Annotated in this window: 27 protein-coding genes; 14 read left to right on the top strand and 13 right to left on the bottom strand. The window is 72.5% G+C overall.

The window, feature by feature from the left end; translation table 11 throughout:
* Nucleotides 1–13 precede the first annotated feature (13 nt).
* The 4 genes from DEI95_RS04910 to DEI95_RS04895 all read left to right on the top strand — a co-directional run bounded on the left by DEI95_RS04910 (nt 14) and on the right by DEI95_RS04895 (nt 4,091).
* Nucleotides 14–1,066 carry a BLUF domain-containing protein gene (locus DEI95_RS04910; RefSeq protein ID WP_181436193.1) on the top strand — a complete coding sequence of 351 codons (1,053 nt, stop codon included), beginning with the start codon at nt 14–16 and terminating at the stop codon, nt 1,064–1,066.
* Between the two features lie 293 nt (nt 1,067–1,359).
* Nucleotides 1,360–3,126, top strand: coding sequence for a hypothetical protein (locus tag DEI95_RS04905; protein ID WP_111059545.1), 1,767 nt, complete (start codon nt 1,360–1,362; stop codon nt 3,124–3,126).
* A 208-nt stretch (nt 3,127–3,334) separates the two neighbouring features.
* Nucleotides 3,335–3,880, top strand: a complete 546-nt coding sequence (locus DEI95_RS16425) for a hypothetical protein (RefSeq protein ID WP_146243592.1) — start codon at nt 3,335–3,337, stop codon at nt 3,878–3,880.
* A gap of 13 nt (nt 3,881–3,893) precedes the next feature.
* Nucleotides 3,894–4,091 carry a hypothetical protein gene (locus tag DEI95_RS04895; protein WP_111059543.1) on the top strand — a complete coding sequence of 66 codons (198 nt, stop codon included), beginning with the start codon at nt 3,894–3,896 and terminating at the stop codon, nt 4,089–4,091.
* A gap of 55 nt (nt 4,092–4,146) precedes the next feature.
* Here DEI95_RS04895 and DEI95_RS04890 read toward each other — a convergent pair whose 3' ends face one another.
* Nucleotides 4,147–5,028 (bottom strand): SDR family oxidoreductase, encoded by an 882-nt coding sequence (locus tag DEI95_RS04890; RefSeq protein WP_111059542.1) that lies wholly within the window; start codon nt 5,026–5,028, stop codon nt 4,147–4,149.
* A gap of 113 nt (nt 5,029–5,141) precedes the next feature.
* Between DEI95_RS04890 and DEI95_RS04885 the strand changes: the two genes are divergently transcribed.
* Nucleotides 5,142–5,720: a TetR/AcrR family transcriptional regulator gene (locus tag DEI95_RS04885; protein WP_111059541.1), complete on the top strand. Its 579-nt coding sequence runs from the start codon at nt 5,142–5,144 to the stop codon at nt 5,718–5,720.
* Between the two features lie 38 nt (nt 5,721–5,758).
* Here the strand turns inward: DEI95_RS04885 and DEI95_RS04880 are convergent, their stop codons facing one another.
* Complete coding sequence (locus tag DEI95_RS04880) at nt 5,759–6,286, bottom strand: hypothetical protein (RefSeq protein ID WP_146232823.1); 528 nt, start codon at nt 6,284–6,286, stop codon at nt 5,759–5,761.
* A gap of 149 nt (nt 6,287–6,435) precedes the next feature.
* Nucleotides 6,436–6,561 carry a hypothetical protein gene (locus tag DEI95_RS16900; protein WP_258365834.1) on the bottom strand — a complete coding sequence of 42 codons (126 nt, stop codon included), beginning with the start codon at nt 6,559–6,561 and terminating at the stop codon, nt 6,436–6,438.
* Nucleotides 6,562–6,898: 337 nt separating this feature from the next.
* Here DEI95_RS16900 and DEI95_RS04875 point away from each other — a divergent pair, with 337 nt between their 5' ends.
* Nucleotides 6,899–7,450 carry a MarR family winged helix-turn-helix transcriptional regulator gene (locus DEI95_RS04875; RefSeq protein ID WP_111059540.1) on the top strand — a complete coding sequence of 184 codons (552 nt, stop codon included), beginning with the start codon at nt 6,899–6,901 and terminating at the stop codon, nt 7,448–7,450.
* Between the two features lie 122 nt (nt 7,451–7,572).
* Nucleotides 7,573–8,067, top strand: coding sequence for a DUF4126 family protein (locus DEI95_RS04870; RefSeq protein WP_110824391.1), 495 nt, complete (start codon nt 7,573–7,575; stop codon nt 8,065–8,067).
* An 88-nt stretch (nt 8,068–8,155) separates the two neighbouring features.
* Here the strand turns inward: DEI95_RS04870 and DEI95_RS04865 are convergent, their stop codons facing one another.
* Nucleotides 8,156–9,136 (bottom strand): aldo/keto reductase, encoded by a 981-nt coding sequence (locus tag DEI95_RS04865; RefSeq protein ID WP_111059539.1) that lies wholly within the window; start codon nt 9,134–9,136, stop codon nt 8,156–8,158.
* Nucleotides 9,137–9,187: 51 nt separating this feature from the next.
* On the opposite strand from DEI95_RS04865, the gene DEI95_RS04860 reads away from it, so the two are divergent.
* From DEI95_RS04860 to DEI95_RS04850, 3 genes are all read left to right on the top strand, one after another.
* Nucleotides 9,188–10,168: an NAD(P)-dependent oxidoreductase gene (locus DEI95_RS04860; protein WP_111059538.1), complete on the top strand. Its 981-nt coding sequence runs from the start codon at nt 9,188–9,190 to the stop codon at nt 10,166–10,168.
* Nucleotides 10,169–10,218: 50 nt separating this feature from the next.
* Complete coding sequence (locus DEI95_RS04855; protein ID WP_111059537.1) at nt 10,219–10,758, top strand: dihydrofolate reductase family protein; 540 nt, start codon at nt 10,219–10,221, stop codon at nt 10,756–10,758.
* Nucleotides 10,759–10,840: 82 nt separating this feature from the next.
* Nucleotides 10,841–11,908 (top strand): SDR family oxidoreductase, encoded by a 1,068-nt coding sequence (locus tag DEI95_RS04850; RefSeq protein ID WP_110889378.1) that lies wholly within the window; start codon nt 10,841–10,843, stop codon nt 11,906–11,908.
* A 39-nt stretch (nt 11,909–11,947) separates the two neighbouring features.
* Here DEI95_RS04850 and DEI95_RS04845 read toward each other — a convergent pair whose 3' ends face one another.
* A complete protein-coding gene (locus DEI95_RS04845; RefSeq protein ID WP_111059536.1) occupies nt 11,948–13,063 on the bottom strand; it encodes a sorbosone dehydrogenase family protein in 1,116 nt (371 codons plus the stop codon).
* Nucleotides 13,064–13,179: 116 nt separating this feature from the next.
* Nucleotides 13,180–13,950, bottom strand: a complete 771-nt coding sequence (locus DEI95_RS04840) for an SDR family oxidoreductase (protein WP_110910596.1) — start codon at nt 13,948–13,950, stop codon at nt 13,180–13,182.
* Nucleotides 13,951–14,039: 89 nt separating this feature from the next.
* Between DEI95_RS04840 and DEI95_RS04835 the strand changes: the two genes are divergently transcribed.
* The 3 genes from DEI95_RS04835 to DEI95_RS04825 all read left to right on the top strand — a co-directional run bounded on the left by DEI95_RS04835 (nt 14,040) and on the right by DEI95_RS04825 (nt 15,526).
* Nucleotides 14,040–14,408, top strand: coding sequence for a MerR family transcriptional regulator (locus DEI95_RS04835; RefSeq protein WP_375342340.1), 369 nt, complete (start codon nt 14,040–14,042; stop codon nt 14,406–14,408).
* A gap of 59 nt (nt 14,409–14,467) precedes the next feature.
* Nucleotides 14,468–15,133 (top strand): SDR family oxidoreductase, encoded by a 666-nt coding sequence (locus DEI95_RS04830; protein ID WP_110824378.1) that lies wholly within the window; start codon nt 14,468–14,470, stop codon nt 15,131–15,133.
* A gap of 108 nt (nt 15,134–15,241) precedes the next feature.
* Nucleotides 15,242–15,526, top strand: coding sequence for a hypothetical protein (locus DEI95_RS04825; protein ID WP_146243591.1), 285 nt, complete (start codon nt 15,242–15,244; stop codon nt 15,524–15,526).
* Between the two features lie 76 nt (nt 15,527–15,602).
* Here the strand turns inward: DEI95_RS04825 and DEI95_RS04820 are convergent, their stop codons facing one another.
* The 6 genes from DEI95_RS04820 to DEI95_RS04795 all read right to left on the bottom strand — a co-directional run bounded on the left by DEI95_RS04820 (nt 15,603) and on the right by DEI95_RS04795 (nt 21,954).
* On the bottom strand, nt 15,603–18,410 hold the full coding sequence (locus DEI95_RS04820; RefSeq protein WP_111059533.1) for an ABC transporter permease: 2,808 nt from the start codon (nt 18,408–18,410) through the stop codon (nt 15,603–15,605).
* Nucleotides 18,407–19,138 (bottom strand): ABC transporter ATP-binding protein, encoded by a 732-nt coding sequence (locus DEI95_RS04815; RefSeq protein ID WP_110824375.1) that lies wholly within the window; start codon nt 19,136–19,138, stop codon nt 18,407–18,409. The genes DEI95_RS04820 and DEI95_RS04815 overlap by 4 nt, the downstream gene beginning before the upstream one ends.
* The gene (locus DEI95_RS04810) at nt 19,135–19,725 is read right to left on the bottom strand and encodes a PadR family transcriptional regulator (RefSeq protein WP_111059532.1); all 591 of its coding nucleotides are present in this window, start codon (nt 19,723–19,725) and stop codon (nt 19,135–19,137) included. Before DEI95_RS04810 ends, DEI95_RS04815 begins: the two co-directional genes overlap by 4 nt.
* A 171-nt stretch (nt 19,726–19,896) precedes the next feature.
* Complete coding sequence (locus tag DEI95_RS04805) at nt 19,897–20,778, bottom strand: aldo/keto reductase (RefSeq protein ID WP_111059531.1); 882 nt, start codon at nt 20,776–20,778, stop codon at nt 19,897–19,899.
* Nucleotides 20,779–20,788: 10 nt separating this feature from the next.
* Nucleotides 20,789–21,403: a YdeI family protein gene (locus tag DEI95_RS04800; protein WP_220036618.1), complete on the bottom strand. Its 615-nt coding sequence runs from the start codon at nt 21,401–21,403 to the stop codon at nt 20,789–20,791.
* Between the two features lie 5 nt (nt 21,404–21,408).
* Nucleotides 21,409–21,954, bottom strand: coding sequence for a thioesterase family protein (locus DEI95_RS04795; RefSeq protein WP_110900325.1), 546 nt, complete (start codon nt 21,952–21,954; stop codon nt 21,409–21,411).
* Nucleotides 21,955–22,179: 225 nt separating this feature from the next.
* Here DEI95_RS04795 and DEI95_RS04790 point away from each other — a divergent pair, with 225 nt between their 5' ends.
* On the top strand, nt 22,180–23,166 hold the full coding sequence (locus DEI95_RS04790; RefSeq protein WP_111059529.1) for an aldo/keto reductase: 987 nt from the start codon (nt 22,180–22,182) through the stop codon (nt 23,164–23,166).
* A 94-nt stretch (nt 23,167–23,260) separates the two neighbouring features.
* On the opposite strand, the gene DEI95_RS04785 is transcribed toward DEI95_RS04790, so the two are convergent.
* The gene (locus DEI95_RS04785; RefSeq protein ID WP_110900328.1) at nt 23,261–23,740 is read right to left on the bottom strand and encodes an FBP domain-containing protein; all 480 of its coding nucleotides are present in this window, start codon (nt 23,738–23,740) and stop codon (nt 23,261–23,263) included.
* Between the last annotated feature and the right edge of the window lie 163 nt (nt 23,741–23,903).

Genomic DNA, 23,903 nt, shown 5'->3' with positions numbered 1-23,903 from the left:
AGGGAGGCCGACCGTGCGCACACTCGTCTACACCAGCACGCAGACCCGACCGATCTCGGACTCCGAACTCGCGCAGATCCTGGCGGTCGGACGCGAGAAGAACACGCGCCTCGGCATCACCGGCATGCTCGCGCACCGCGACAGCAACTGCATCGGCATCATCGAGGGCGAGGACGACGTCGTCCACCAGCGCTTCGAGCAGATCCGCCTGGACCCCCGGCACACCAACGTCCGGGTGCTCTGCGACGACCCGGTGCAGCAGCGCTCCTTCCCGGACTGGTCCATGGCGTTCCAGCCCCTCGACCCGCTCATGCGCGAGGTCCCGGGCTTCAGCGACCTGTTCGAGGCGCAGCGGCCGAGCGACGCCGAGTTCGGCGCCTCGCGGGCCCGCGCCCTGCTCGAGTGGTTCCGCAAGCACCCGCTCGCGCCGCTGACGAACCAGAACGCGGCCGACGACGAGGTCCCGCGCACCCGCGCCGTGAACGGCGCGATCGCGGTCCTGCACGACGGCGGGACGACGAGCTTCTCCATCGAGGCGGTGGCGGAGCGCAGCGGCATGAGCGTGTCCGAGATCGAGGGGCTGTTCCCGAACCGGCACGCCCTCCTCGCGGCGACGGTGGAGCGCTGGACGCGTGCGGTGTCGGCACCCCTGCTCCCGATGATCACGGAGCGCGGAACGGTGGCGTTCATGCACGCCCTGCTGGCCGCGCACATCGAGGAATCGGGACTGATGCGCCTGCTCGCGTCGACACTCGCCGCGGCGACGGACCCCTCGGTCGACGGTGCCGACTACTACCGGTCCGCCTACCGGCAGTTCCGGGAGACGATCCGCACGGCACTCGCCGCGGACGTGCGGGAGGGCCGCGAGCCGGCGACGATGGACCCGGAGCGGGGCGCACAGCAGCTGCTCGCCCTGTACGACGGTCTCCGGCTGCAGGCCCTGCTGACGGGTGACACCGACCCGGTGGAGGCGTTCGACCGTGCCGCCGCGCGCATGCGGCGGGGGTGGTCGGAGCAGTACGAGCAGCCGAGCTACTGGGAGATCCCGGTCGCACCGGCACCCTGACGCCGGAACCGTCCGTTCTCCCCCGTGAGTTGGGGGCGGTGGAGCGCTCCGCGATCGGGCAGGATGGACCGCGGGGCGTGGACCGGGTATCCGCGCCCTGCTCGCTCACCCAGGGTGGTGAGCCCGGCCGTCTGGTCGCCTTCGGGTGGTGATCAGGCGGCCGAACACGTTCCGGGACGCCCGTGCTTGTCCGCCGTTCGTCCGACTGCGGAACGCGCATGATCGGGTCTACCGTCGCGTCCGTGCGGCAACGGGGCCGCACCGGTCATGAATCGAGCATCATGCAACGACGGATGAGAAGTCTCGTCGCCCTCGCCGTGAGCGCCGGCGTCGTGGGGGCCCTGGTCCCGGCGATCTCGGCGCAGGCGGTCACGACGAGCGACACCCCGGACTTCGGGAGCAACGTCAAGGTCTACAGCCCATCGACCCCCACCTCGACCATCCAGGCCGACGTCGACGCCGCCTTCACCTCGCAGCTCCGCAGCACCACGGCGCAGTTCGGGTCCCAGCGGCACGTCTTCCTGTTCAAGCCGGGCAGCTACAACCGTGTCTGGGCGAACCTCGGCTTCTACACGACGGTCGCCGGCCTCGGGAAGAACCCCGACGACGTCACCATCACCGGCGCGGTCAACGTGGACTCCGGGTGGAACGCGGGCGACGAGAAGAACGCCACGCAGAACTTCTGGCGGTCGGTCGAGAACGTCGCGGTCGTCCCCGAGGGCGGTACCGACCGCTGGGCCGTGTCCCAGGCCGCTCCGATGCGGCGCGTGCACATCAAGGGCAACCTGACGATGGGCCCCTCGAACCAGGACGGCGGCCAGGGCTACTCGTCCGGCGGTTACATCGCGGACAGCAAGGTCGACGGCACCGTCACCTCGGGGTCGCAGCAGCAGTGGTACACCCGCAACTCCACGCTCGGTTCGTGGCAGGGCGGGAACTGGAACATGACGTTCTCGGGAGTGCAGGGTGCCCCGGCGAACGACTTCTCGAGGAGCTACACGACGCTCGCCACCACGCCGACGACGCGCGAGAAGCCCTACCTGTACGTGGACTCGTCGAACAAGTACCACGTGTTCGTCCCCTCGCTCCGGCAGAACTCGAGCGGTGTCACCTGGCCGAACACCGCGGGCACGGACATCCCGATGCGGAACTTCTACGTCGCGCACCCGGGTGACACGGCGGCGACGATCAACAGCGCGCTCGCGCAAGGGCTGAACCTGTTCTTCACCCCGGGCACCTACCAGCTCGACGCGGCGATCAACGTGCAGCGGGCGAACACCGTCGTGACCGGCATCGGCTTCCCGACGCTCGTGCCGACCAAGGGCAACTCCGTCCTGGTTTCGAACGACGTCGCTGGTGTGAACGTCTCGAACCTCGTCGTCGACGCCGGCACGCAGAACAGCACGCAGCTGATCCGCCTGGGGACGGCGGACTCGCACATCGACCACGCGGCGAACCCGCAGAGCATCCAAGACGTCTTCTTCCGCGTCGGGTCGAGCATCCAGGGCAAGGCCAGCACCTCGCTGCGGGTCAACGCCGACGACACCCTGATCGACCACATCTGGGCCTGGCGTGCCGACCACGGTGGTGCCCCGACGGGTTGGACGGTCAACACCGGCGCCACCGGCGTCGAGGTGAACGGCAACGACGTCCTCGCCACCGGGCTCTTCGTCGAGCACTACCAGAAGTACGAAGTGCTGTGGAACGGCAACAACGGGAAGACGATCTTCTTCCAGAACGAGATGCCGTACGACGTGCCGGACAACGCCTCGTGGCAGAGCCCGACCGGAGCCGGGTACGCGGCGTACAAGGTCGCGTCGAACGTCACCACGCACGAGATCTGGGGCGGCGGCGTCTACTGCTTCTTCAACACGAACCCCTCGGTGCACGCCGACCGGGCGTTCGAGGTGCCGCAGACGCCGGGCGTGAAGGCGCACGGTCTCGTCACGGTGTCCCTCGGTGACGTCGGCACCATCTCGAGCGTCATCAACGGGGTCGGCGGCGCCGTCCCGACGCCCGCCGGCAACACCTCGCCGAACCGCGTGGCGAACTACAACTGACCGGCCGTCGCGACGCGACCACCTGTCGAACGGGAGGCCCGGTGCCAGCTGGCACCGGGCCTCCCGTCCGTTGTCTGCCGACCCTTCAGGACCGCAATCCCTTCACCGTGATCAGCATGATATGTCACAGGGTGGAATCTGGTGTCCCCGTACTACTGTTGCCTCTCGAGTCGTCCGTCGGGCGGCTTACAGACCAGAGGGGGAGAAGATGTCGACATCATGGAACGTCTCCGCTGCGATGGCGCTCACAGGCGCGCTCGTAGCCGCCGGACTGGTGGTGGGTCCAGCGGCGGAAGCCGAAGTGGCGCCGATGCAGCCGATCGTCAGTGCGTCTGAGGGGGACCCAGCTGTCACCGACGCCGTCATCCGAGAGGCCCTCGCTGAAGCACGACGTGCTGGCGCTGTCGTCGAGGAACGAGCCGGAGCAGATGGTACCGAGGTCGTCGTGATCGAAGGTGAGGACGGGGCCGTGCTCGAGCTCGGTGTTCCTGACTCCGGGTCTCGCCTCGCGGCCGGACCTGACAAGTACGGCATGTACGTGGCGTTCAACGCCTTCGACCAGAACTTGATCATCAGCGGCGCGATGACTGCGATCGCGGCCAGCATGTGCGCGCTCGGCCCGGCGGTGTGTGCCGTCGCGAACGTGGCTGCAGTGCTCGCGAGCAGCGCCATCGGGAGCGGGGGTGGCATCCGCTGTGGAACGAAGTCCTTGCGCGTCTACCCGGTGTCGCACAGGGCGCCGCGGTGCGCGTAGGGCTGGCGAGGGCATGAAGGCATTCACGACCCGCACGTTCGCGATCGTCGTCTCGATCGGAGCGATCGTCGCCGGTTCGGCGTGCTTCGCGGCGACGGTGGGGACCTCGGCACAGTGGATCGGCGTGCTGATCTCGGGCCTCGCCACCGGACTCAGCGGGATGTACGTCGGGACCGTTGCGCGTCACCGCTCCCGGAAGCCCAGGGGCTGACCGCGGGAGGCTCGGTGCCAGCTGGCACCGGGCCTCCCGTCCGTCGTCTGCGCCGTCAGGGCTGCAGCGCCTCCAGGTCCTCGAGGAGGCCCGGGTGCGTCGGCTCCCAGCCGAGCGCCTGCCGGGTGTGCGCGCTCGACGCCGGCTGGTCCATGGCGAAGATCGGCCCGAAGGGACCGAACGTCTCGTCCGGCACGGGCTGCACGGGGAGTCCGAGGCGGCGGCCGACCACGGTGGCGATGTCGACGACGCGGTCGCCCTCGTCACCGACGGCGTGCCACGCGGTGCCGGCCGGCGCGGACTCGAGGGCGATGCGGAACAGTGAGGCGGCGTCCCGCGCGTGCACGGCGGGCCAGCGCTGCTGACCGTCGCCCGGGTACCCCGCGATCCCGGTCCGACGCGCGGCCTCGGTGAGCAGGCCGGCGAACCCGCCCTGCCCGTCCTCGTGCACCGTGCGGGGCATGCGGACGGCCGAGGCGCGGACGCCCTGCGACGACAGTGCGAGCAGGTCGGTGACGGCGACCGCGCGGCTCGCGACCGGCCCCTCGACGGGCAGCGGGTCGTCCTCGGTCGCAGCGCGTCCGGCCACCCAGGGCGTGCCGGACACGGTGACGATCGGCTTGCCGCTCTCGATGAGTGCTGCACCGAGCGTGGCCATGGCGTCGCGCTCCTCGCCGAGGCCCTGCTCGAGTGCCTCGGCGCTACCGTAGTCGCGATTGAACGCCAGGCTGATGACGCCGTCGGCGCGGGTGGCTCCCTCGCGCAGGACGTCGAGGTCGGTGAGCGAGCCGCGCAGGACCTCGGCGCCGGCGGCCTCGAGGGTGGCGGCGGACGCGTCCGACCGGGCGAGGCCGAGGACGGTGTGACCGGTGGCGAGCAACTCGGCGACGACGGCGGTGCCGATCGTGCCGGTTCCGCCCGTGACGAAGACGTGCATGGGGACTCCTCGAGTGATGGGACGTTGGTACCGTCACCATAGGACGCTGACGGCACTCTTGTCCCGTCGGAGTGCGCTGACGGGACAAGAGTGCCATCAGTAGGATGGTGGGCATGGCGCGATGGGAACCGGGAGCACGGGAGCGGCTCGTCATCGCCGCCGTGGACCTGTTCACGGAGCAGGGCTACGACGCGACGACCGTCACCGCGATCGCCGAGCGCGCCGGCGTCACCAAGAGCACCTTCTTCCGGCACTTCCCGGACAAGCGCGAACTGCTCGTCGCCGGGCAGGAGACCCTGAGCCGTCTGCTCGCCGAGGGCATCGCCGGTGCCCCGACCGAGGCGAGCCCGCTCGAGGCCGTCGCTGCCGGACTCGAGCGGGCCTCCGGCGAGATGGGGCCGCGGAACCGGGAGCTCGGCCCCCGACTCAAGGCCGCCGTGGCCGCGAGTACCGAGCTCCAGGAGCGGGACGCGCTGAAGAGCGTCGGCATGGCCGCCGCGATGACGACGGCGCTGCTCGAGCGCGGGGTGCCCGAGACGACCGCGCATCTGGCCAGCGAGATGGGCGTCCTCGCGTTCAAGCAGGGCTACGCGCGGTGGTCCGAGGGTGAACGGAGCGACGACGACGGTCTCGCACGCCACGCACTCGACGTCCTGCAGGAGCTCCGGAGCGCGACGGCAGCACTCGGCTGATCCGCGCAGGGTCGCTGCACGGGACCGCGGTACCCACGTCAGTCCCGCGCGACGACGCCCTGCCGCAGCATGTCCCGCGCGACCCGGGCCCGCGGGATCACCCACAGCGCGCTCCACAGCGCCAGTCCGGCCCAGAGGCCGAGGAGCAGCAGGGTGATCACCGTGCCGTGCTGGTCACGCATGGACCAGGTCATCGCGCTCCAGAAGACGCAGAGCACGATCTTGCCCCAGCCGCCGACCTGCTGGTCCGCCTGGGCCTGTAGCCGCGGGACCCAGACGTCCGCGGGAACCTCGGCGGGGACGTGCCGGTCGGTCACCCACCGCTCGACCATCACCACGCGCTCGTACCCGCCCTCGGCACGCCAGGACCGGAGCCGCAGCCAGCCGGCCACCGCGGCCCCGACCACTCCGGCGGGGAGGCCGACGGACACGAGCACCTGCGGGGTCGCGGTCCGGAACGACGACAGGACGAGCATGGTGAGGACGAGCGCGAACGCAGCACCCGCCACCGCGGTACCGAGCAGCCGGAGCCGCCCGGCTTCGTCGACCACTCCGACCCCGTGCACGCTCCGACCGTACCCGTGGCGGCCGACCTCCCGCTGCCCGCCGGGGGCAACGCACAGGAGGCCCGTCACCGGTCCGACGGACGGGTGACGGGCCTCCTGGAAGGGGTCTGCCGGTACTGCGGTACCGGCATCGGCGTGCCGGCCCGGGGTCAGTCCCCGGCGTTGATGAGGCCGAGCCAGCGGCCGAAGCCCGCGTGGTCGTCGTCCTGCAGGTGGAGGTGCGGGTGGCGGGCGAGGTCGTCGCGCTGGCCAGGGGTGCGGTCGTCGTCGATCACGGCGGACTCCTTCTCGTTCGGGGGTGTTCATCTCTACACGCGGGCCGTCGCGGACATTCCCGTCCCTGCGGAACGCCGGCGTGCCTGCGAGACGCCGGTGTGCCTGCGAGACGCCGGTGTGCCTGCGAGACGCCTCGGCCTGGCCGGGACGCCGTCACTTCCGGCGGCGTCTCGAGGCGATGGAGGTGTCGCTCGCTGACGGGGGTGTCTCGATGCGTCAGCCGTCCCCGCCCGGCCGTACCGGGGGACACCGCTGCGACCCGGCTGAGTCCGGCCCGCCCGGTCCTGGTACTCCTTGGGGATCGGCTGCGCCCGCAACCGAGGACGAGGTGACGCCATGGTCGACGCGAGGACCTACGACGAGTCCGGGTACTGGTACCCCGACCGTGCGGCGAAGAGCGGCGTGGAGCTGCTCAACGCCATGCGCCGCTACCGCTCCGCCGAGGTCGCCATGCGCCAGCGCACGCGCGACACCATGCACATGGGCGCCACCGACATGGCCGCCGTCCGGTTCCTCCTGCAGGCCCGACAGCGCGGCACCGCGGTGAAGCCGACCGGACTGGCCGCACACCTCGGCATCACGACCGCGTCCACCACGGCCCTCGTGAAGCGACTCGTCGCAGCCGGACACGTCGAACGGCAGACCGACCCCGACGACGGCCGCGGGTTCCTGCTCGTCGCGACCGACTCGGGCGACGAGACGGTGCGGTCGAACCTCACCGCGGTGCATGCGCGGATGATCGCCGCCGCCGACCGGCTCTCCCCGACGACGATCGCCGAGATGAGCGCCTTCTTCGCCGAGATGACGGCCGCGATGGACGACGCCGCCGCGGTGGTCCCGGACGACGCTCGCGGTGCCGTGGCCGTCGCCGTGCCCGCCCACCACTGACCGCCACCAGCCGCGCTGAGTAGCGTCGGGCACGTGCCGACGTCCGCACCGTGCCGACGTCCGCACCACGGCGGCGTCCGGACCGCGACGACGCCGGCAGGGAAACGAAGGAGACCACCCGCATGTCCAAGAAGAGCCGGACCACCAGCACCCTCACGCGCGCCCTGCTGCTCGGGGTCCTCAGCGGAGGCCGCTCGGCCACCCCGCTCGCCGTCCTCGGCCTGCACCAGGGCGACAAGCGCCTGTCCGGCGACTGGCAGAAGTGGAAGACCTTCGACTCGTCGCTCGGCCGCGCCGGACTCGTCGCGGGTGCCGCCGGCGAGATCATCGGCGACAAGATGCCGAAGACCCCGAACCGCATCGCCCTCCCCGCACTGCTCGGTCGCATCGGCGCCGGCGCCTTCGTCGGCGCGGCGTTCGGGACCACCACGAAGTCCGGGAAGTCGGACCTGCGGATCGAGGGCGCCATCGTCGGCGCGATCGGGGCGCTCGTCGGTTCCTACGTCGCCTGGGCGGCCCGCAAGGCCGTCGGCACGGTCCTGCCGGACCCGGTGGTCGCCGTCGCCGAGGACGCGGCCGTCATCGCCGGCTCGCGTGCGGTGGTCCGCGGCGCCTGAGCCGCGGTCTGCCGGTCGCACGACCTGACGGACGGGAGGCCCGACTCACCTGGTGAGCCGGGCCTCCCGTCCGTCGTCGTGCCGGCGGCTACCAGCGTTCGTGCACGGTGGCGCGGAACCAGCGGTCGTAGAGGTCGCGGACCGTTGCCCCGAGGTCGGCGGGCAGCTCGAGCGAGCCGGCCTCGGCGTTCGACCGGGCCTGCTCGGCGTTGCGGGCACCGGGGATCGCCGCCGTGACGCCGTCCTGCGCGACGACCCAGGCGAGGGCCGCCTGCGGGACGCTGACGCCCTCGGGCAGGGCCGCCGCGAACTCCTGTGCCGCGCGGACGCCGTCCTCGAACGGGACGCCGCTGAACGTCTCACCCTGGTCGAACGCCTCGCCGTTGCGGTTGTACGTGCGGTGGTCCTCCGGGGCGAAGGTGGTGTCCGTCGTGTACTTGCCGGACAGCAGCCCCGAGGCCAGCGGGACGCGGGCCAGGATCGCGACCCCGGCCTCCCGGGCGGCGGGGAGCACGCGGTCGAGCGGCTTGAGGCGGAAGGCGTTGAGGATGATCTGCACGCTCGTGACCCCGGGTCGGGCGATCGCGGTGAGGGCCTGGTCGGCGGTCTCGACGGAGACGCCGTAGGCGGCGATCGACCCGTCGGCGACCAGCGCGTCGAGGGCGTCGTAGACCGCGTCGTCCTCGAAGACCGCGGTCGGCGGGCAGTGCAGCTGGACGAGGTCGAGGGTGTCCTGGCCCAGGTTCTCCCGCGACCGGTCCACCCACTGCCGGAAGTTCTGGGCCACGTAGTTCGACGGGACCTGGTCCACCCGGCGGCCCATCTTCGTGGCGACCGTGACACCGGCGTCGGCATGCGCGGCGATCCACCGGCCGATGAGCTGCTCGCTGCGGCCGTCGCCGTACACGTCGGCGGTGTCGAACAGGGTGATGCCGGCCTCGGCGGAGGCGTCCATCACGGCGAAGGCGTCCTCCGCGGCCACCGGACCCCAGTCACCGCCGAACTGCCAGGTGCCGAGGCCGATCACGGATACGTCGCGGCCGGTACGGCCGAGGGTGCGTCGCTGCATGCCCACGACGGTAGCCCCTGCTCGCCGAGGGCCCGCGCGTACGGTGACGGCATGGACAGCAAGCGCATCGTCGTCATCGGCGCGACCGGCCACATCGGCTCCTTCCTCGTCCCGCGCCTGGTGCGTGCCGGACACGACGTCGTGACCATCAGTCGCGGCAGCCGGTCGGCCTACGTCGACGCACCGGAGTGGCAGCACGTCGAGCAGGTCGCCGCCGACCGCGAGCAGGAGGACCGCGACGGCACGTTCGGCAACCGGGTCGTGGCGCTCCGGCCGGACGTCGTCATCGACCTCGTCTGCTTCACGGTCGAGTCCGCTGCGGCCCTGGTCGCGGCGCTCCGCAGGACCGACGTGCACCTCGTCCACTGCGGGTCGATCTGGCGGGCGGGGCCGAGCGCCGTGCTGCCGGTGACCGAGGAGAACGCGACCCCGCCCGTCGGCGAGTACGGCATCGGGAAGGACGCCATCGCCCGACTGCTCAAGGAGGAGACCGCCGATGGGGGTGTCGTGACGACCTCGCTGCACCCCGGCCACATCAGCGGCCCGGGCTGGGCACCGATCGGCCCCGTCGGCAACCTCGACCCCACGGTCTGGCAGAAACTGTCCGCCGGCGAACCCCTGCTCGTCCCCGGACTCGGAGCCGAGTCGATGCACCACGTGCACGCCGACGACGTCGCCCAGGCCTTCGAGCTCGCCGTCGAGCACCGGGACGCAGCCGCGGGGCAGGACTTCACCGTCGTCGCCCCGACCGCGCTCACGGTGCGCGGGTACGCAGCGCTCGCCGCGTCCTGGTTCGGCCGGGAGGCCCGGCTCGAGTCCGTCTCCTGGGACCGGTTCCGGAAGGTGGTGCCGGCCGAGCACGCCGAGGCGAGCTGGGAGCACCTGTCCCGGAGCCACGTGTTCAGCATCGACAAGGCGCGGCGGCTGCTCGGCTACGCCCCGCGGTACACCGCGGAGGAGACGGTGCTCGACGCGGTGCGCTGGCTCGTCGACAACGACGAGGTGGCGGTCGCGGGGCCGCTGGTCGTCTGACCCGACGCGGTCGGATCCGCGCTGTCGGTGCTGCTCGGTACCGTCCCGACATGAGCACGATCTACTCCGTCGCGGCGTCCCTCGACGGGTTCGTCGCCGGGCCCGACGACGACCTCGACTGGCTCCTGCAGTTCGGCTTCGACGCGTTCCGGGAACACCACGACCGCTTCACCGCCGGTGTCGGCGCCCTGGCGATGGGGGCCACGACCTACGAGTGGCTCCGTGGACACGACGACGCGTGGCCGTACCCGGACACGGTGACCTGGGTCTTCTCGTCGCGCAGCCTCGACGTCCCGGCGGACGGGGACGTCCGTGTGGTCACCGGTGACGTGCGGGGCCACCACGGACTGGTGATGGCGTCCGCCGGGGGCCGCGACCTCTGGATCGTCGGAGGTGGCGTGCTCGCCGCTCAGTACCAGCAGGCGGGGCTGCTCGACGAGCTCCACGTCACGGTGATGCCGATCGCGCTCGGAGCCGGCACGCCGCTCCTGCCCGTCGAAGCCGGCACGGGTGCGCTCGACCTCGTCGGCACGACGGCGTTCGACGGCGGAGCGATCGAACTGCGCTACCGGACGTCGACCCCAGGCTGAGGACCTGCATGGACCGGGCACCGGAATACACCCAGGCGACAGGTGTTGTCTCCGGTCCACCGTCCCCGCCGGAAGGACCCGCATGACCGCGACCCCGCACGCCCTCGTCGTCGGCGCCACCGGCATCGCCGGATCGGCGATCGTCGACCACCTCGTCAGCGACGGCTGGACCGTCACCGCGCTCTCGCGCCGACCCGGAGCCGAGCGCGCCGGCGTCACCTGGCGGTCGGCGGACCTCCGGTCGGCGGCGTCCCTGGGGTCGGCGCTCGCCGACGTCCCGGCGACGCACGTGTTCTTCACGGCCTGGTCGCGCCAGGCCACCGAGGCCGAGAACATCGCGGTGAACGGCGGCATGGTGCGCGACCTCCTCGCCGCACTGTCCGGTGCGCCGGTGCAGCACGTCGCACTGATGACCGGCCTGAAGCACTACCTCGGTCCGTTCGAGGCGTACGGCCAGGGCGCGATGCCGGACACCCCGTTCCACGAGGACGAGCCCCGACTGGACGTCGACAACTTCTACTACGCCCAGGAGGACGAGCTGTTCGCCGCCGCGGCACGCCAGGGCTTCACCTGGTCGGTGCACCGCTCGCACACCGTCCTCGGGTACGCCGTCGGCAACGCGATGAACATGGGGCTGACGATCGCCGTCGCCGCCGCGATCAGCCGCCACACCGGGCGTCCGATGGTGTTCCCCGGCAGCGAGACGCAGTGGAACGGGCTGACCGACGTCACCGACGCCGACCTGCTCGCCGCGCAGATGGTGTGGGCCGCGACCGACCCGGCCGGTGCCGACGAGGCGTTCAACACCGCGAACGGCGACGTCTTCCGGTGGCGGTGGATGTGGCCGCGGATCGCCGCACACCTGGGTGTCGAGGCCGAGGGGTTCGACACCGCGCCGCGGCCGTTCGAGCAGCAGATGGCCGACGCCGCACCGGTCTGGGCCGAGGTCGTCGCCGAGCACGGCCTCGTCGAGCCCGACCTGGAGCGCCTGGCGTCGTGGTGGCACACGGACGCCGACCTCGGCCGCGACATCGAGGTGATGACCGACATGTCGAAGAGCCGGCTCGCCGGGTTCACCGAGCACCACCGGACGCTCGACTCCTTCACGCGGCTGTTCGACCGGTACCGGGCGGAGCGGCTCGTCCCCTGACGCCCGGACCGGTCGGCAGCCGTTCGACCGGCCGGGCGGTCAGCCCGTGGTGAGCGGGACCTGCACGATCCGGTCGTCGCCCTCGCCCGGGTCACCGCGGCCGTCGGTGTTGTTCGTGACGAACCAGAGCGTGTCGTCCGGGCCGGCGAGCACCGTGCGGATCCGGCCGTACTCCCCGGCGAAGTACTCGTGTGCTGTGCCGGGGTCGTCGACCGGGACGCCGCGGAGCACCCGGCCCTGCAGGTTCGCGATGAACACGGTGTCCCCGACGACGGCGAGGCCGCTCGGGCTGGCGTCGTCGGTCGCCCACTGCTGGACGGGGTCGACGAACCCCTGGTCCTCGCCGCCGGTGCCCTCGACCTCAGGCCAGCCGTAGTTGCTCCCCGGCTCGATGACGTTGAGCTCGTCCCGGGCGTCCTGCCCGAATTCGGACGCGAACATCGTGCCGTCCGCGCTCCACCCGAGGCCCTGCACGTTCCGGTGCCCGAGGCTCCAGACGGGGGAGCCGGGGAACGGGTTGTCGTCGGGCACGTCGCCGTCCGGGGTGAGGCGGAGGATCTTGCCCGCGAGCGAGTCCCGGTCCTGCGCGTCCTCACTCGTGCCGGCGTCCCCGACGCTGGCGTAGAGCATGCCGTCCGGGCCGAACGCGATCCGCCCGCCGTCGTGGAAGGTGTTCGCGGGCAGGCCGTCGACGAGGGTCGTGGCGTCCCCGAGCGTGGTCGACCCAGCCGGTCCCTCCAGGTCATAGCGCTCGATGCGGTTGCCGTCCTCGCCGGTCGAGTACACGAACAGGTCGTCCTCGTGCAGGGCGAGTCCGAGCAGGCCGCCCTCGCCCCCGTGTCGGACACCGGGGACCGTCCCGACCGTGCGGCGCTCGCCGTCGGCCGTCAGCTCCAGCACCTCCGCGGAGTCCCGCAGGCTGATGAGCGCGTCGGGACCGTCACCGGTGAGCACGACGGACCAGGGGGCCTCCAGTCCGGTGACGACGTCGGTCGTCTCGCCGTCCGGCGCCAGCTGCCCGGCACCCAGGTCGGTCGGTGCGGAGGCCCGGGGCACGCGGTCCGGGCCGGCCTCGGATGTACCCGTGCAGGCGGTGAGGGTCAGGGCGACGAGCGCGACGCTCGCGGCCGAGACGGTACGACGTGTCCTGCCCATGGTGTGCCTCCCGGTGCGGTGTCCGTCGATTGCACCCCGTGCAGGTGCACAACCGCTGGGTGGACCGCGACCGGGAGCGCCGTCACATTCGAGACCGGCAGCCGCCCGGGTGCCCGCTACCGCGCCAGCACCCGCAGGGCGAGCGCGGTGACGGCACGGGTCGGAAGCAGCCGCAGCACGGTCGCGGCGAGTGTGTTCGCCCGCCCGTCGACGACGGACGGGCCGGAGCCGTCGAGCGCCGCGAGGACGGTCGCGGCGACCTGCTCGGGTCGCCGTCCCCACCGGCCGGTGGCCGCGTTCATCGGGGTCCGCGTCGGGCCGGGACTGACGGCGACGACCCGCACGCCGCTTCGCCGTGTCTCGGCCCAGAGCGCCTGCGTGAACGACAGGACGTACGCCTTCGAGGCCGCGTAGGCCGCCAGGACCGGTGCCGGGGCGAACCCGCCGGTGCTCGCGATCGAGACGACGGAACCGTGCCCCCGCTCGACCATCCGCGTGACCACCGCCGTCGTGAGTTCCGTCAGTGCTCCGACGTTGAGGTCGACGAGGCGGCGCAGGGCGACCGGGTCGCTGTCGACGACGAGGCCCCGCGAAGCCACGCCGGCACTGCCGACCAGCAGTTCGATCTCGGTCCCGTCGCCGGCCAGGCGGTCGAGCAGGCGGGTGACGGCTCCGTCCTCGGCCAGGTCGAGTGCGATGGCCGTGACGGGGACACCGTGCCGGTCGCGGATGCCGTCGGCGGTCTGCTCGAGCCGGGTGGCGTCCCGGGCGACGAGGACGAGGTGCGCTCCCGCTCGCGCGAGGGCGTCGGCGACGGCGGCCCCGATCCCGGTGGAGCCCCCGGTGACGAGGGCGGTGCGGTCGCGCATCTGTGCTGCTGTGGTCATGCGGGTACCGTAGACATTGACGTCAGCGTCAAGGTCAAGCGGAGGGCGGCGGGATCGTGCTGATCGGCGAGTTGAGCGCGGCGACGGGTGTGAGCACGCGGTCGCTGCGGTACTACGAGCACGAGGGGCTCATCACGAGCAGACGGCGTCCGAACGGGTACCGGGACTACGACCCGGACGCGGTCGAGATGGTCGCGCTCATCCAGGACCTCTTCGCGGCCGGGCTCTCGTCGGGACTCCTCCGTGACGTGGTGCCCTGCGTCGCCGGAGACGCCGGGGGACCGCCGCCGGCGGACCTCCTCGCCCGGGTCGAGCAGGTGCGGGACGACCTGCTCCGGCAGGAAGCGCGGCTCCGGGCTCGGCGGGAGACGCTCGACGACTACCTGTCCGGCCGGCGGCGACCGGCGCGGATCGACGCCCTCGTGTCGGCGGACGCGTGCCTGCCGGACCGGACCTGACTGCCGCAGGAGGCCGCCTGGTTCAGTGGAACGACCACCACCAGTCCCTGGAGGACCACATGACCACCATCGCCATCGTCGGCGCCGGCAAGGGCCTCGGGCTCGCCGTCGCCGAGCGTTTCGCCCGTGAGGGCTTCGCCGTCGCCCTGATCTCCCGCAACCAGGCCCGCCTCGACGAGCTCGCCGCCTCGCTCCGGGAGCAGGGGCACCAGGCCGCCGGGTTCGCCGCGAACGTCCGCGACGGGGACTCGCTCCGCCGTGCGCTCGAGCAGGCCACCGAGCAGCTCGGACCGATCGAGGTCCTGCAGTACAGCCCGCTGCCCGCCAAGGAGTACATGCGGCCGGTGCTCGAGACGACCGCCGAGGACCTCGTCGGCCCGATCGAGTTCTCCGTCTACGGCTCGGTGAACGCCGTCCGCCAGGTCCTGCCCGGCATGCGCGCGATCGGCTCCGGCACGATCCTGTTCGTCAACGGCGGCAGCGCGGTCCGTCCGGGCGCGCGCGTCACCGGCACGTCGGTCGCCTTCGCCGGCGAGAGCGCCTACGCGCAGCTGCTCCACGACGCCGTGCGGGACGAGCAGGTCCACGTCGGCCAGCTCATCATCCCGTTCGGCATCGACGACGGGCAACAGGACCACTCGGGCGCCGCGATCGCCGAGCGGCTCTGGTCGATCCACACCGAGCGGGGCGACTTCCGCACGTACGCGGAGCCGCTCCCCGAGTAGACGGTCGCGGCGCCCGACACCGCGCAGGGGCCCGGCACCGCGCGAGTGCGGAGCGCGGTGGCCGTTCCGGGGTGTCGACGACCCCACCGGCGGGCTACCGTGGTGCGCATGCGACGCAGGGACCGGCCGACCGGTGACACCGCGCTGACGGTGGACGAGGCCACCGCGATCGCCGACCACGCCGAGGCCGGCCGTCTCGACTTGGAGGACCCGGAGGTCCGCCGCCTGGTCGGCGAGGCGAACCGTGTCCTCGTCCGGGCCGGCGTGTGGGGCGTCGACGAGACCCCTCGGCAGCGCCGACGCCGACGGATCCTCGCGGTCGGCGCGTCGGTGCTGGTGCTGTCCTGGCTGGCCGGGCTGTTCCTGCCCCTGCTCGCCCGGCTCGCCGACTAGCGCGCCGTGTCCGCTGGCGGCGACGTGACCGCCGGACGGGAGGCCCGCAGCCAGCTGGCAGCGGGCCTCCCGTCCGTCAGGCGGTCCGTCGGACCGCCACACGCCGTCGCCGGCCGGCGACCGCCCAGACCCCCGCGGTCACGAGGACCGGCAGCCCGAGTCCGAGCACCGCGAGCGACACCGGGTCCGGGGCGAACGGCATGTGGACGACGCCGTCCGGTGTCGGTGTGAACCGGAGCGTCAGGGCGCGGAGCGGCAGGGTCCCGAGCGCGACCCCGACCAGCGAGCCGACCAGCGTGAGCAGCGCGGCCTGCCACGTCGAGACCAGGCGGCGGACACCGGGCGAGGCGCCGACCGCGTCGAGCACCTCGTCGTCACGACGCCCGTCGGCCCGCGCGAGCCCGATCGCCACGGTCGTGGCACCGAGCGTGACGATCCCGGCCAGGAGTGTGACGACGACCGCGATCGGTCGGAACGGGTCCTCGGGGCCGTTCTCCACCGAGAACCACGGGTACCAGAGGTCGGCGTCGGCACCCGCCGCGGTCTGCCAGGTCACCGCGAGGGTGTCCGTCTGCTCGTCGGTGATGCCGCCCGGGAAGGACCCGACCAGGAAGGAGCGCTCGGTCTCGAGCCCGTGCCGCTGGGCGCCCTGCGGCGTGAGGAACAGTCCGAGGTGGAGGGGTTGGTCGGTGTGCTCGACCACGGCCGGCAGGGTCGTCGAGTTCGTCGCCCGCGAGGTCGGCTGCTCGCCGTACGCGGTGAACTGCGAGAGGGGCCGGGTGTCGAGCCGGACCACGCCGTCGCGCACGTACTCGGGCCGCATGGAGACGGCGTCACCGCGTTCGAGTGCGGCGCGTGCGACCCGGGACGGCCGGTGGCCGAGGAGCTCGGCGAGGTCGTCGACGTCTCCGGTCAGGACGTGCGGGCTCGAGGCGTCCGGTGCGCTCAACCAGTCGGAGCACGCTCCGGTGCTGCTGTCGGCACAGTCCCGCTGGTGCACGTCGACGGGCAGGGTGACCGGGGCGTCGTCGGACCCGGTCTCGACGCCCGCGCCGAGGAGTCGGATGTCGGCCTCGGGCAGGACCTGGCGCACGACCCGGAGTGCCCGGTCGCGGAGCGCCGCGTCGATCCCGTCCCCGGTGATGGACGCGGTGCCCACGCCCTCCGCGGTGGAGAACTCGTACTGCGCGTCGGTCTGCGCCTGTCCCGCGGCCGCGAAGGTCAGCACGACGGTCGAGACGAACACGACGCTCATCACGCTCGCGAGCACGGGGACCGTCCGGACCGGGTTGCGGACGGCGTCGCGGACGGCGATCCGGGCGGGCAGACCGAGCCGCTCCCCGATCCGGGCGACCCCGGCGAGCAGCCGACGCGCGGCGAGGACGATGCCGAGCTGCGCCAGGCAGGGACCGACCGCCACGCCGACGCCGACCACGAGCGCGAGGTGGTCGTCCTGCACCGGACGGTCGTTGAGCATCAGCACGCCCACGCCGCAGGCCATCGTCATCAGCACGCCGACCCCGGCGAGCACGGGTCCCGCGACTGAGGCCCACCGACGCCGGGACGCGGGCGCGGGGCGGGTGGCGCCACGGAGGGCACTGTCCACGTCGACGCGGCTCGCGCTCCTGGCGGCGACGAGCGAGGCCGCCCACCCGGCCAGGACCCCGAGCGCCACGACGGCGAGCAGCACGAGCCACGGCAGGTGCACCCCGGGGTAGCGAGCGCGGTCCCCCGAGTCGAGCAGGTGGAAGGCCGCGACACCGCCGCCGATGCCGAGCACGGTGCCGCACACCGCTCCGACGGCACCGAGCACGAGGCCGGAGGACGACACGACGCTGAAGAGGAAGCGCCGGTCGCCGCCGACGCTCGCCAGCACCGCGTGCGAGCGGGTGTCCGCACGGGAGCTCACCAGGAACGCCGCAGCCGCGAGCAACCCGACCTCGAACAGGGCGAACGCCCCGGCGAGGCCGACGTACCCGTAACTGACGATCGGGTCGTACCCGCCGGAGCTCCTGCTGGCGAAGGGCGGGTCGAGCACGACGGCCCGGGACTCGACCACGATGCCGTGGTCGTTGTACCGCTGGACCTCGGGCCAGGTCACGCTGTGGTCGGGGAGGAACACCTGGGTGGCGTCGTCGTCGCCGAGCCCGAGGGACCCCCACGGGCCGAACACGGCGAGGGTGGACGACGGTCGACCGAGGTCGCGGAGTGTGCCGACGATCGTGACCTGCCGCTGCACCGGGTCCTCGAGCTCGAGTGTCTCGCCGACGGCGACGTGCAGGCGGTCGAGCGTGGCGGGTGTCACGAGCACCTGGCCTGCGGCGCGCGGGACGGCGCCGTCGATCCGGTCCCAGTGCCCGTGGAGGGCGCCGGCCCAGGTCTCGCCCTCGACCGCGGTGACCGTCACGGGGACCTCCGGCCCGGCGACGACCGCGGAGCCCTCCCGCACCGGGATGGACGCGGCTCCGTCCGGGACCGAGGTGAGCAGGTCCGCGGTCGGCGGGGCCGGGGTGTCGGCGTCGGTGCTGGTGGGGTCGTCCTGCCAACGCTGGAGCCGCGTGCCGGGCCGCGTCACGGCGGCGTAGCGGTCGACCGGGTCCTGCCGCATCCCGACCAGGTCCGGGCCGTTCGACTCGAGGAGCGCGGCGGACCGCCCGAGCTCGACGGTCAACTCGTCCTCGGTGCTCTGTGTCGTCGACGCGATGAGCACGCTGCCCGCCGCGAGTCCGGCGATCGGCAGCCCGATGAGCGACGCGACGAGCACCGCGCGACCGGTCCGGGCGAACGCCAGACGCCGGGCCAGCAGGAGCGCGGGCCGGAGGGCGAACGGGGAGCGGCTGCGGATCGTCGGACGGTGCGTGTCCCGACGGGGCCGCTCGCTCACGACCGGTCCTGCGCGTCCGACAGGGCCAGCTCCACGCCGGCGTAGGCGGTCTCGTCGACGATGCGGCCGTCGCGGAGGAACACGATCCGGTCCGCCCAGGCCGCGTGCCGGGCGTCGTGCGTGACGAGCAGCGCGCCGGCACCGGAGTCGACGTGTCGGCGGAGCATGCGCAACACGACCTCGCCGGTCTGCGAGTCGAGGGCACCGGTCGGCTCGTCGGCGAGGACGAGCTTCCGGTCGCCGACGACCCCGCGGGCGATCGCGACCCGCTGCCGCTGGCCGCCGGAGAGGTCGTCCGGCCAGGCGTCGAGGCGGTGCCCGAGCTCGACGCTCTCCAGCGCGAGCTGTGCGGCCTTCCGGGCACGCCCGGTGCGCCAGCCGTCGAGCTCGAGTGGGAGCGCCACGTTCTCGACCGCGGTCAACGAGGGGATGAGGTTGAAGTCCTGGAAGACGAAGCCGAGCACCCGCCGACGCAGGGCCGCGAGCTCCCGGGCCGGACGGTCGGACACCCATTCGCCGTCGATGCGGACCTCACCGCTCGTCGGCGGCATGAGCGTCCCGGACACGGACAACAGGGTCGACTTGCCCGATCCGGAGGTCCCCATCACGGCGACCATCTCGCCCGGACGGATCGTCAGGTCGACACCGGCCAGAGCGGTCACGGCCTGCGCACCGCTGCCGTACTGCACGGCCACGGCGTCGAGTTCGAGGAGCGGGGTCGAGGTCATCGGACGGCCTCGCCGGAGCGACGGCCGGTGGGCTCGCTGCCGTACGCGTCCTCGTCGTCGGGCTGGCCGAGGGTCCCGCGCGACGTCGGCTGGTACCGCGCGACGCTCGACTCCACGTGGTCGAGCCAGCGGACCTCGGACTCGGCCTGGGACACCATCGACTCGAGGACGAGCGACCATGCCAGGTCGGTCGCCGGGTCCGTGGTGCGCTTGAGGCGCGTCAGGTCCTGCAGCGCCCGGACCGCTGCCGTGCGCTGCACCTGCACGAGGCGTTGCACGTCGACGCCGGGGACGGTGACCGCGATCGCGAACTTGATCGCGAGTTCGTCCCGTCCGCGCTTGGCCGGGGCCGGCTCGCTGAACCACCGGTCGACCGCCTCGCGGCCCGCGTCGGTCGCCGTGTAGACGACGTGTCCGTCGTCGTCGGCGTCCCCGCGGGCCACGAGGCCGTCGCGCTCCAACCGGTCGAGCGTCGTGTAGACCTGGCCGACGTTCAGCGGCCAGCTGCCCCCGGTCCGGTGCTCGAACTCCCCCCGGAGCTGGTAGCCGTAGCCCGGCTCGGCCACCAGCAGTGCGAGTACGCCCATGCGGACACTCATCGTTCCCCCTCCGACCCGGCGGAGCGCTTCTCCGCGGGCATACCGAGTATGCACATACCCGGTATGCGGCGGCAAGCGGGTCGGGCGGAAGTCATCCTGCAGACGGACGGGAGGCCCGTGGCGATCCCGCCACGGGCCTCCCGGTCGGAGCGGGACAGCTCAGCTGTGCAGCTTCGACAGCTCCTGGAACTCCTCGTCGCTGAGCTCGATCATCGCGCCCTGGAGGTTGTCCTCGAGGTGGTCGACGCTCGACGTGCCGGGGATCGGCAGCATGACGGGCGAGCGCTTGAGCAGCCAGGCCAGTGCGACCTGCGCCGGGGTGGCGTCCTTCTGCTTCGCGAGTTCGGTGAGCGGGGAGTCCTCGCCGGTCAGGCCGCCGGTGGCGAGCGGGAACCACGGGATGAACCCGATGCCCTGCTCCTCCGACCAGTCGAGGAGCTCCTCGGCCGAACGGTCGGTGAGGTTGTAGAGGTTCTGCACGGAGACGATCGTGGCGATCTGCTGCGCGGCCTTCACGTCGTCGACGGAGACCTCGGACAGGCCGATGTGGCGGATCTTGCCCTCGTCCTGCAGCTTCTTCAGCTCCCCGATCTGGTCCTCGAGCGGGACCTTCGGGTCGATGCGGTGCAGCTGGAACAGGTCGATGCGCTCGAGACCGAGGCGGCGGAGGCTCATCTCGGCCTCCTGGCGCAGGTACTCCGGGCGGCCGACCGGCGGCCACTCGTTCGGGCCGGTGCGGGTCAGGCCGGCCTTCGTGGCGATGACGACGTCGTCGCCGTAGGGGTGGAGGGCCTCCTTGAGGAGCTCCTCGGCGACGTAGGGGCCGTACGAGTCGGCCGTGTCGAAGAAGTTCACGCCCAGCTCGACGGCGCGCTTCAGGACGCGGATCGCCTCGTCGTGGTCCTTCGGCGGTCCCCAGACGCCGGGGCCGGTGAGCTGCATGGTGCCGTAGCCGAGGCGGTTGACCTCGAGGTCCCCGCCGATGCGGAAGGTGCCGGAGGACGCGGCCGGACGGTTCGTGGTGTCAGTGCCAGTGGTCATGCATCCCGGTCTACGCCTCCGGGTCGACCACCCGTGGAGGCTGCGCACCGGGACGGGGGTACGGCGTCTCCCCACGCGTGAGGCCACCGACGAGCTTCGCGATGCGGTTCGCCCGCGCGGTCTCGCTCGGGGCGGTCACCACCCGGTGCACGACGGCGTACCGGTTCGTCGCGTCGAGCTCCGCGAACAGGGCGGCGGCCGTCGGTGCGGCGTCGAGCGCTGCCCGCAGGTCCTCGGGCACCTCGGCGGTCGCAGCCCCTGCGTACGCGCGGTCCCACCGACCGTCGTCCTTCGCGCGGTCGACCTCCGCCTGCCCGCGCGGCCGCATCCGTCCGGCCTCCACCAGCGCGGCGACGAGTCCGACGTTCCGCGCCGACCATAGCGACGCCTTCCGCCGCGGGGTGAACCGCTGCAGGAAGGTCGCGTCGTCGAGGCCGCGCTTCTGGCCGTCGATCCACCCGGAGCAGAGCGCCTCGTCCAGGGCTTGCGCGTACGTCAGGCTCGTCGGGCTGGTCGTGCCCTTCTTGGCGAGGACGAGCCAGACCCCGTCGGACGTGTCCTCGTGCCCGTCCAACCAGGCGCGCCAGGCGGCGGCGTCGGCGACGACGAACGGCTCGATCTCCATGCCGGTCATGGTCGCACGCGGTCGCCTCCCGAGCCACTGATGCGGACGGCGTCGGCCCACGCGGACACCCAGTCCGGCAGGGTCAGGTCACGGGGTGCGCCACCGGCGGCGGCGAGCAGCTCGTCGGGCCGGACCGTGCCTCCAGTCCGGCGGAGGAACCGGGCCTGCACGACCGCCCGGGCCACGACGTCCCCGTGCCGCGTGAACGTCTGCTCCATGTACACCGCCCGCTCGTCCACCCCGAGTACCCGCGAGCGCAGCTCGAAGCGCTGCCCGAGCGTCAGCGACCGTTTGTAGGTGATCGTCTGTGCGGCCACGACCGGGTACCAGCCGCGCGCGCCGACCACCTGCCAGAAGCCGGAGCGCAGCATGAGGTCGAGTCGGCCGAGGTCGAGCAGCGACAGGTACTTCCCGTTGTTGACGTGCCGCAGCGGGTCCAGGTCGGTGAGCGTCACGCGGAACGGCGTCCGCGACTCGTCCCACAGCGACAGCCGCCGCCGGGACAACCGGATGCGCAGGGTCAGCAGCAGGAGCCGGAAGGTCAGGTTCACGGGGTCGATCCGACCACCACCGGGGCCGCGGCGCGAGGAGGTTGGAGGTTCCCCACCACGACGGTGCCGTCGCCCGCCTCGACCTTGCCGTTTCCCGCTCCCCGCCGCCGCTTCCCGCTCCGCGGTGCATTCCCGGCAGACGGGCACGGTCAGGGCCTCCCTCCACGACGACCCGGGCGAGTACACCGGAACCTGCAGACAACGGACCTGATGAAAGGACCACGCATGCAGACACGCTCCCTCTCCGACCTCCAGGTCGGCGCGATCGGCCTCGGCACCATGGGTATGAGCGCCTTCTACTCCGGCGCCGGCTCCGACGACGCCGAGTCGATCCGGACCATCCAGCGCGCGATCGACCTCGGCGTCACGCTCTTCGACACCGCCGAGGCGTACGGCCCGTACACGAACGAGGAACTCCTCGCCGAAGCCCTCAAGGGCCGTCGCGACGACGTCGTCATCGCCACGAAGTTCGGGCTCTACCACCACGAGGCCGACGAGCAGACGCCGACCCAGACCCGGGCGATCTCCAGCGCCCCCGAGTCCGTCCGGGTCGCCCTCGAGGGGTCGCTCCGCCGCCTCGGCACCGACCACATCGACCTGTACTACCAGCACCGCGTCGACCCGGCCGTCCCGATCGAGGACGTCATCGGGCAGCTCGCCGGCTTCGTGCAGGAGGGCAAGATCCGCCACATCGGGCTGTCCGAGGCCTCTGCCGCGACGATCCGCAAGGCCCACGCCGTGCACCCGATCACCGCGCTGCAGAGCGAGTACTCGCTGTGGACGCGCGACCCCGAGGGCGACGTGCTCGACACCCTGCGCGAGCTCGCGATCGGCCTCGTGCCGTACTCGCCGCTCGGCCGCGGGTTCCTCACCGGCGCGATCACGAAGCCGTCCGACCTCGGCGAGGACGACTTCCGTTCGGCGAACCCGCGCTTCCAGGAGGAGGCCTTCGCGGCGAACATGCGGATCGTCGACGCGGTGAGGGGCATCGCGGACGAGGTCGGCGGCACCCCCGCCCAGGTCGCCCTCGCGTGGCTGCTCGCGCAGGGCGACGACATCGTCCCGATCCCGGGCACGAAGCGCGTCACCCGGCTCGAGGAGAACGTCGGCGCGGCCGACGTCACGCTGTCGGCCGACCAGGTCGAGCGCCTGTCGGCGCTGCCGCTGCCGACCGGGGACCGTTACCCCGACATGTCGAGCATCGGGCGCTGACCCTCCCGCAACCCGCACCGTGGGCGGCACCGTGCAATGCGTTCGCGCTGCACGCTGCCGCCCACGGTGCGTCCTGCGTGCCGCTGGACGCGCGTCAGACCTCGGCTGCGAAGGCCGCGACGCGCAGCTGCAGGTCCTCCATCCGCCGGAGGCGCGCGGCCTCGACGTCGTAGCCCTCGTACGCCGGCGGCGGGGTCGTCCGGACGTTGCGCGAGCACTGGAAGTCCTGGCAGACCAGGGTGCCGACCGTGTTGCCCTTCCGGCCGGACGACCCCGAGCGCTTCGCGGCGTAGAAGACGACGTCGTTCGGCAGCTTCACGTCCTGGCACCACGAGCACTGGGCCCGGGACCTGGGCGAGGCCTCGGCCTGCCGGAACAGGATGCCGACGAGGTCGCCGTCGAGCGTCGGGACGACGACGTAGGCGCGGCGGGCGGTCTTCGGGTCACGCCACCCGAGGAAGGTCAGGTCGTCCCACACGACGGCGTCGAGGTCGGGGACGGTCATGTCGGCGAGTTCGCGACGGGAGGCGTTGACGAAGGAGGCACGGACGGCCTCCGGGGTGATCGGGAGCATGGTGAGCCTGTCGTTCTGGCACCGGCGCAGTGTCGTGCGTCAGCGGTGCGGTCGTTCAGAGGGGTCGACGACGGCGCCGTGTCGGACGACACGGCGGGGGCGTCAGGCCCTGATGCCGGCGCTGGCGCCGACGACCTCCTCGGAACGGGTGCTCACGTCCTCC

This window comes from Curtobacterium sp. MCBD17_008, assembly GCF_003234475.1.
In the GTDB taxonomy this organism is placed as follows: Bacteria; Actinomycetota; Actinomycetes; order Actinomycetales; family Microbacteriaceae; genus Curtobacterium.
Note: the sequence above shows the minus strand (reverse complement) of the source record. Positions and strands in the feature narration are given on the sequence as shown.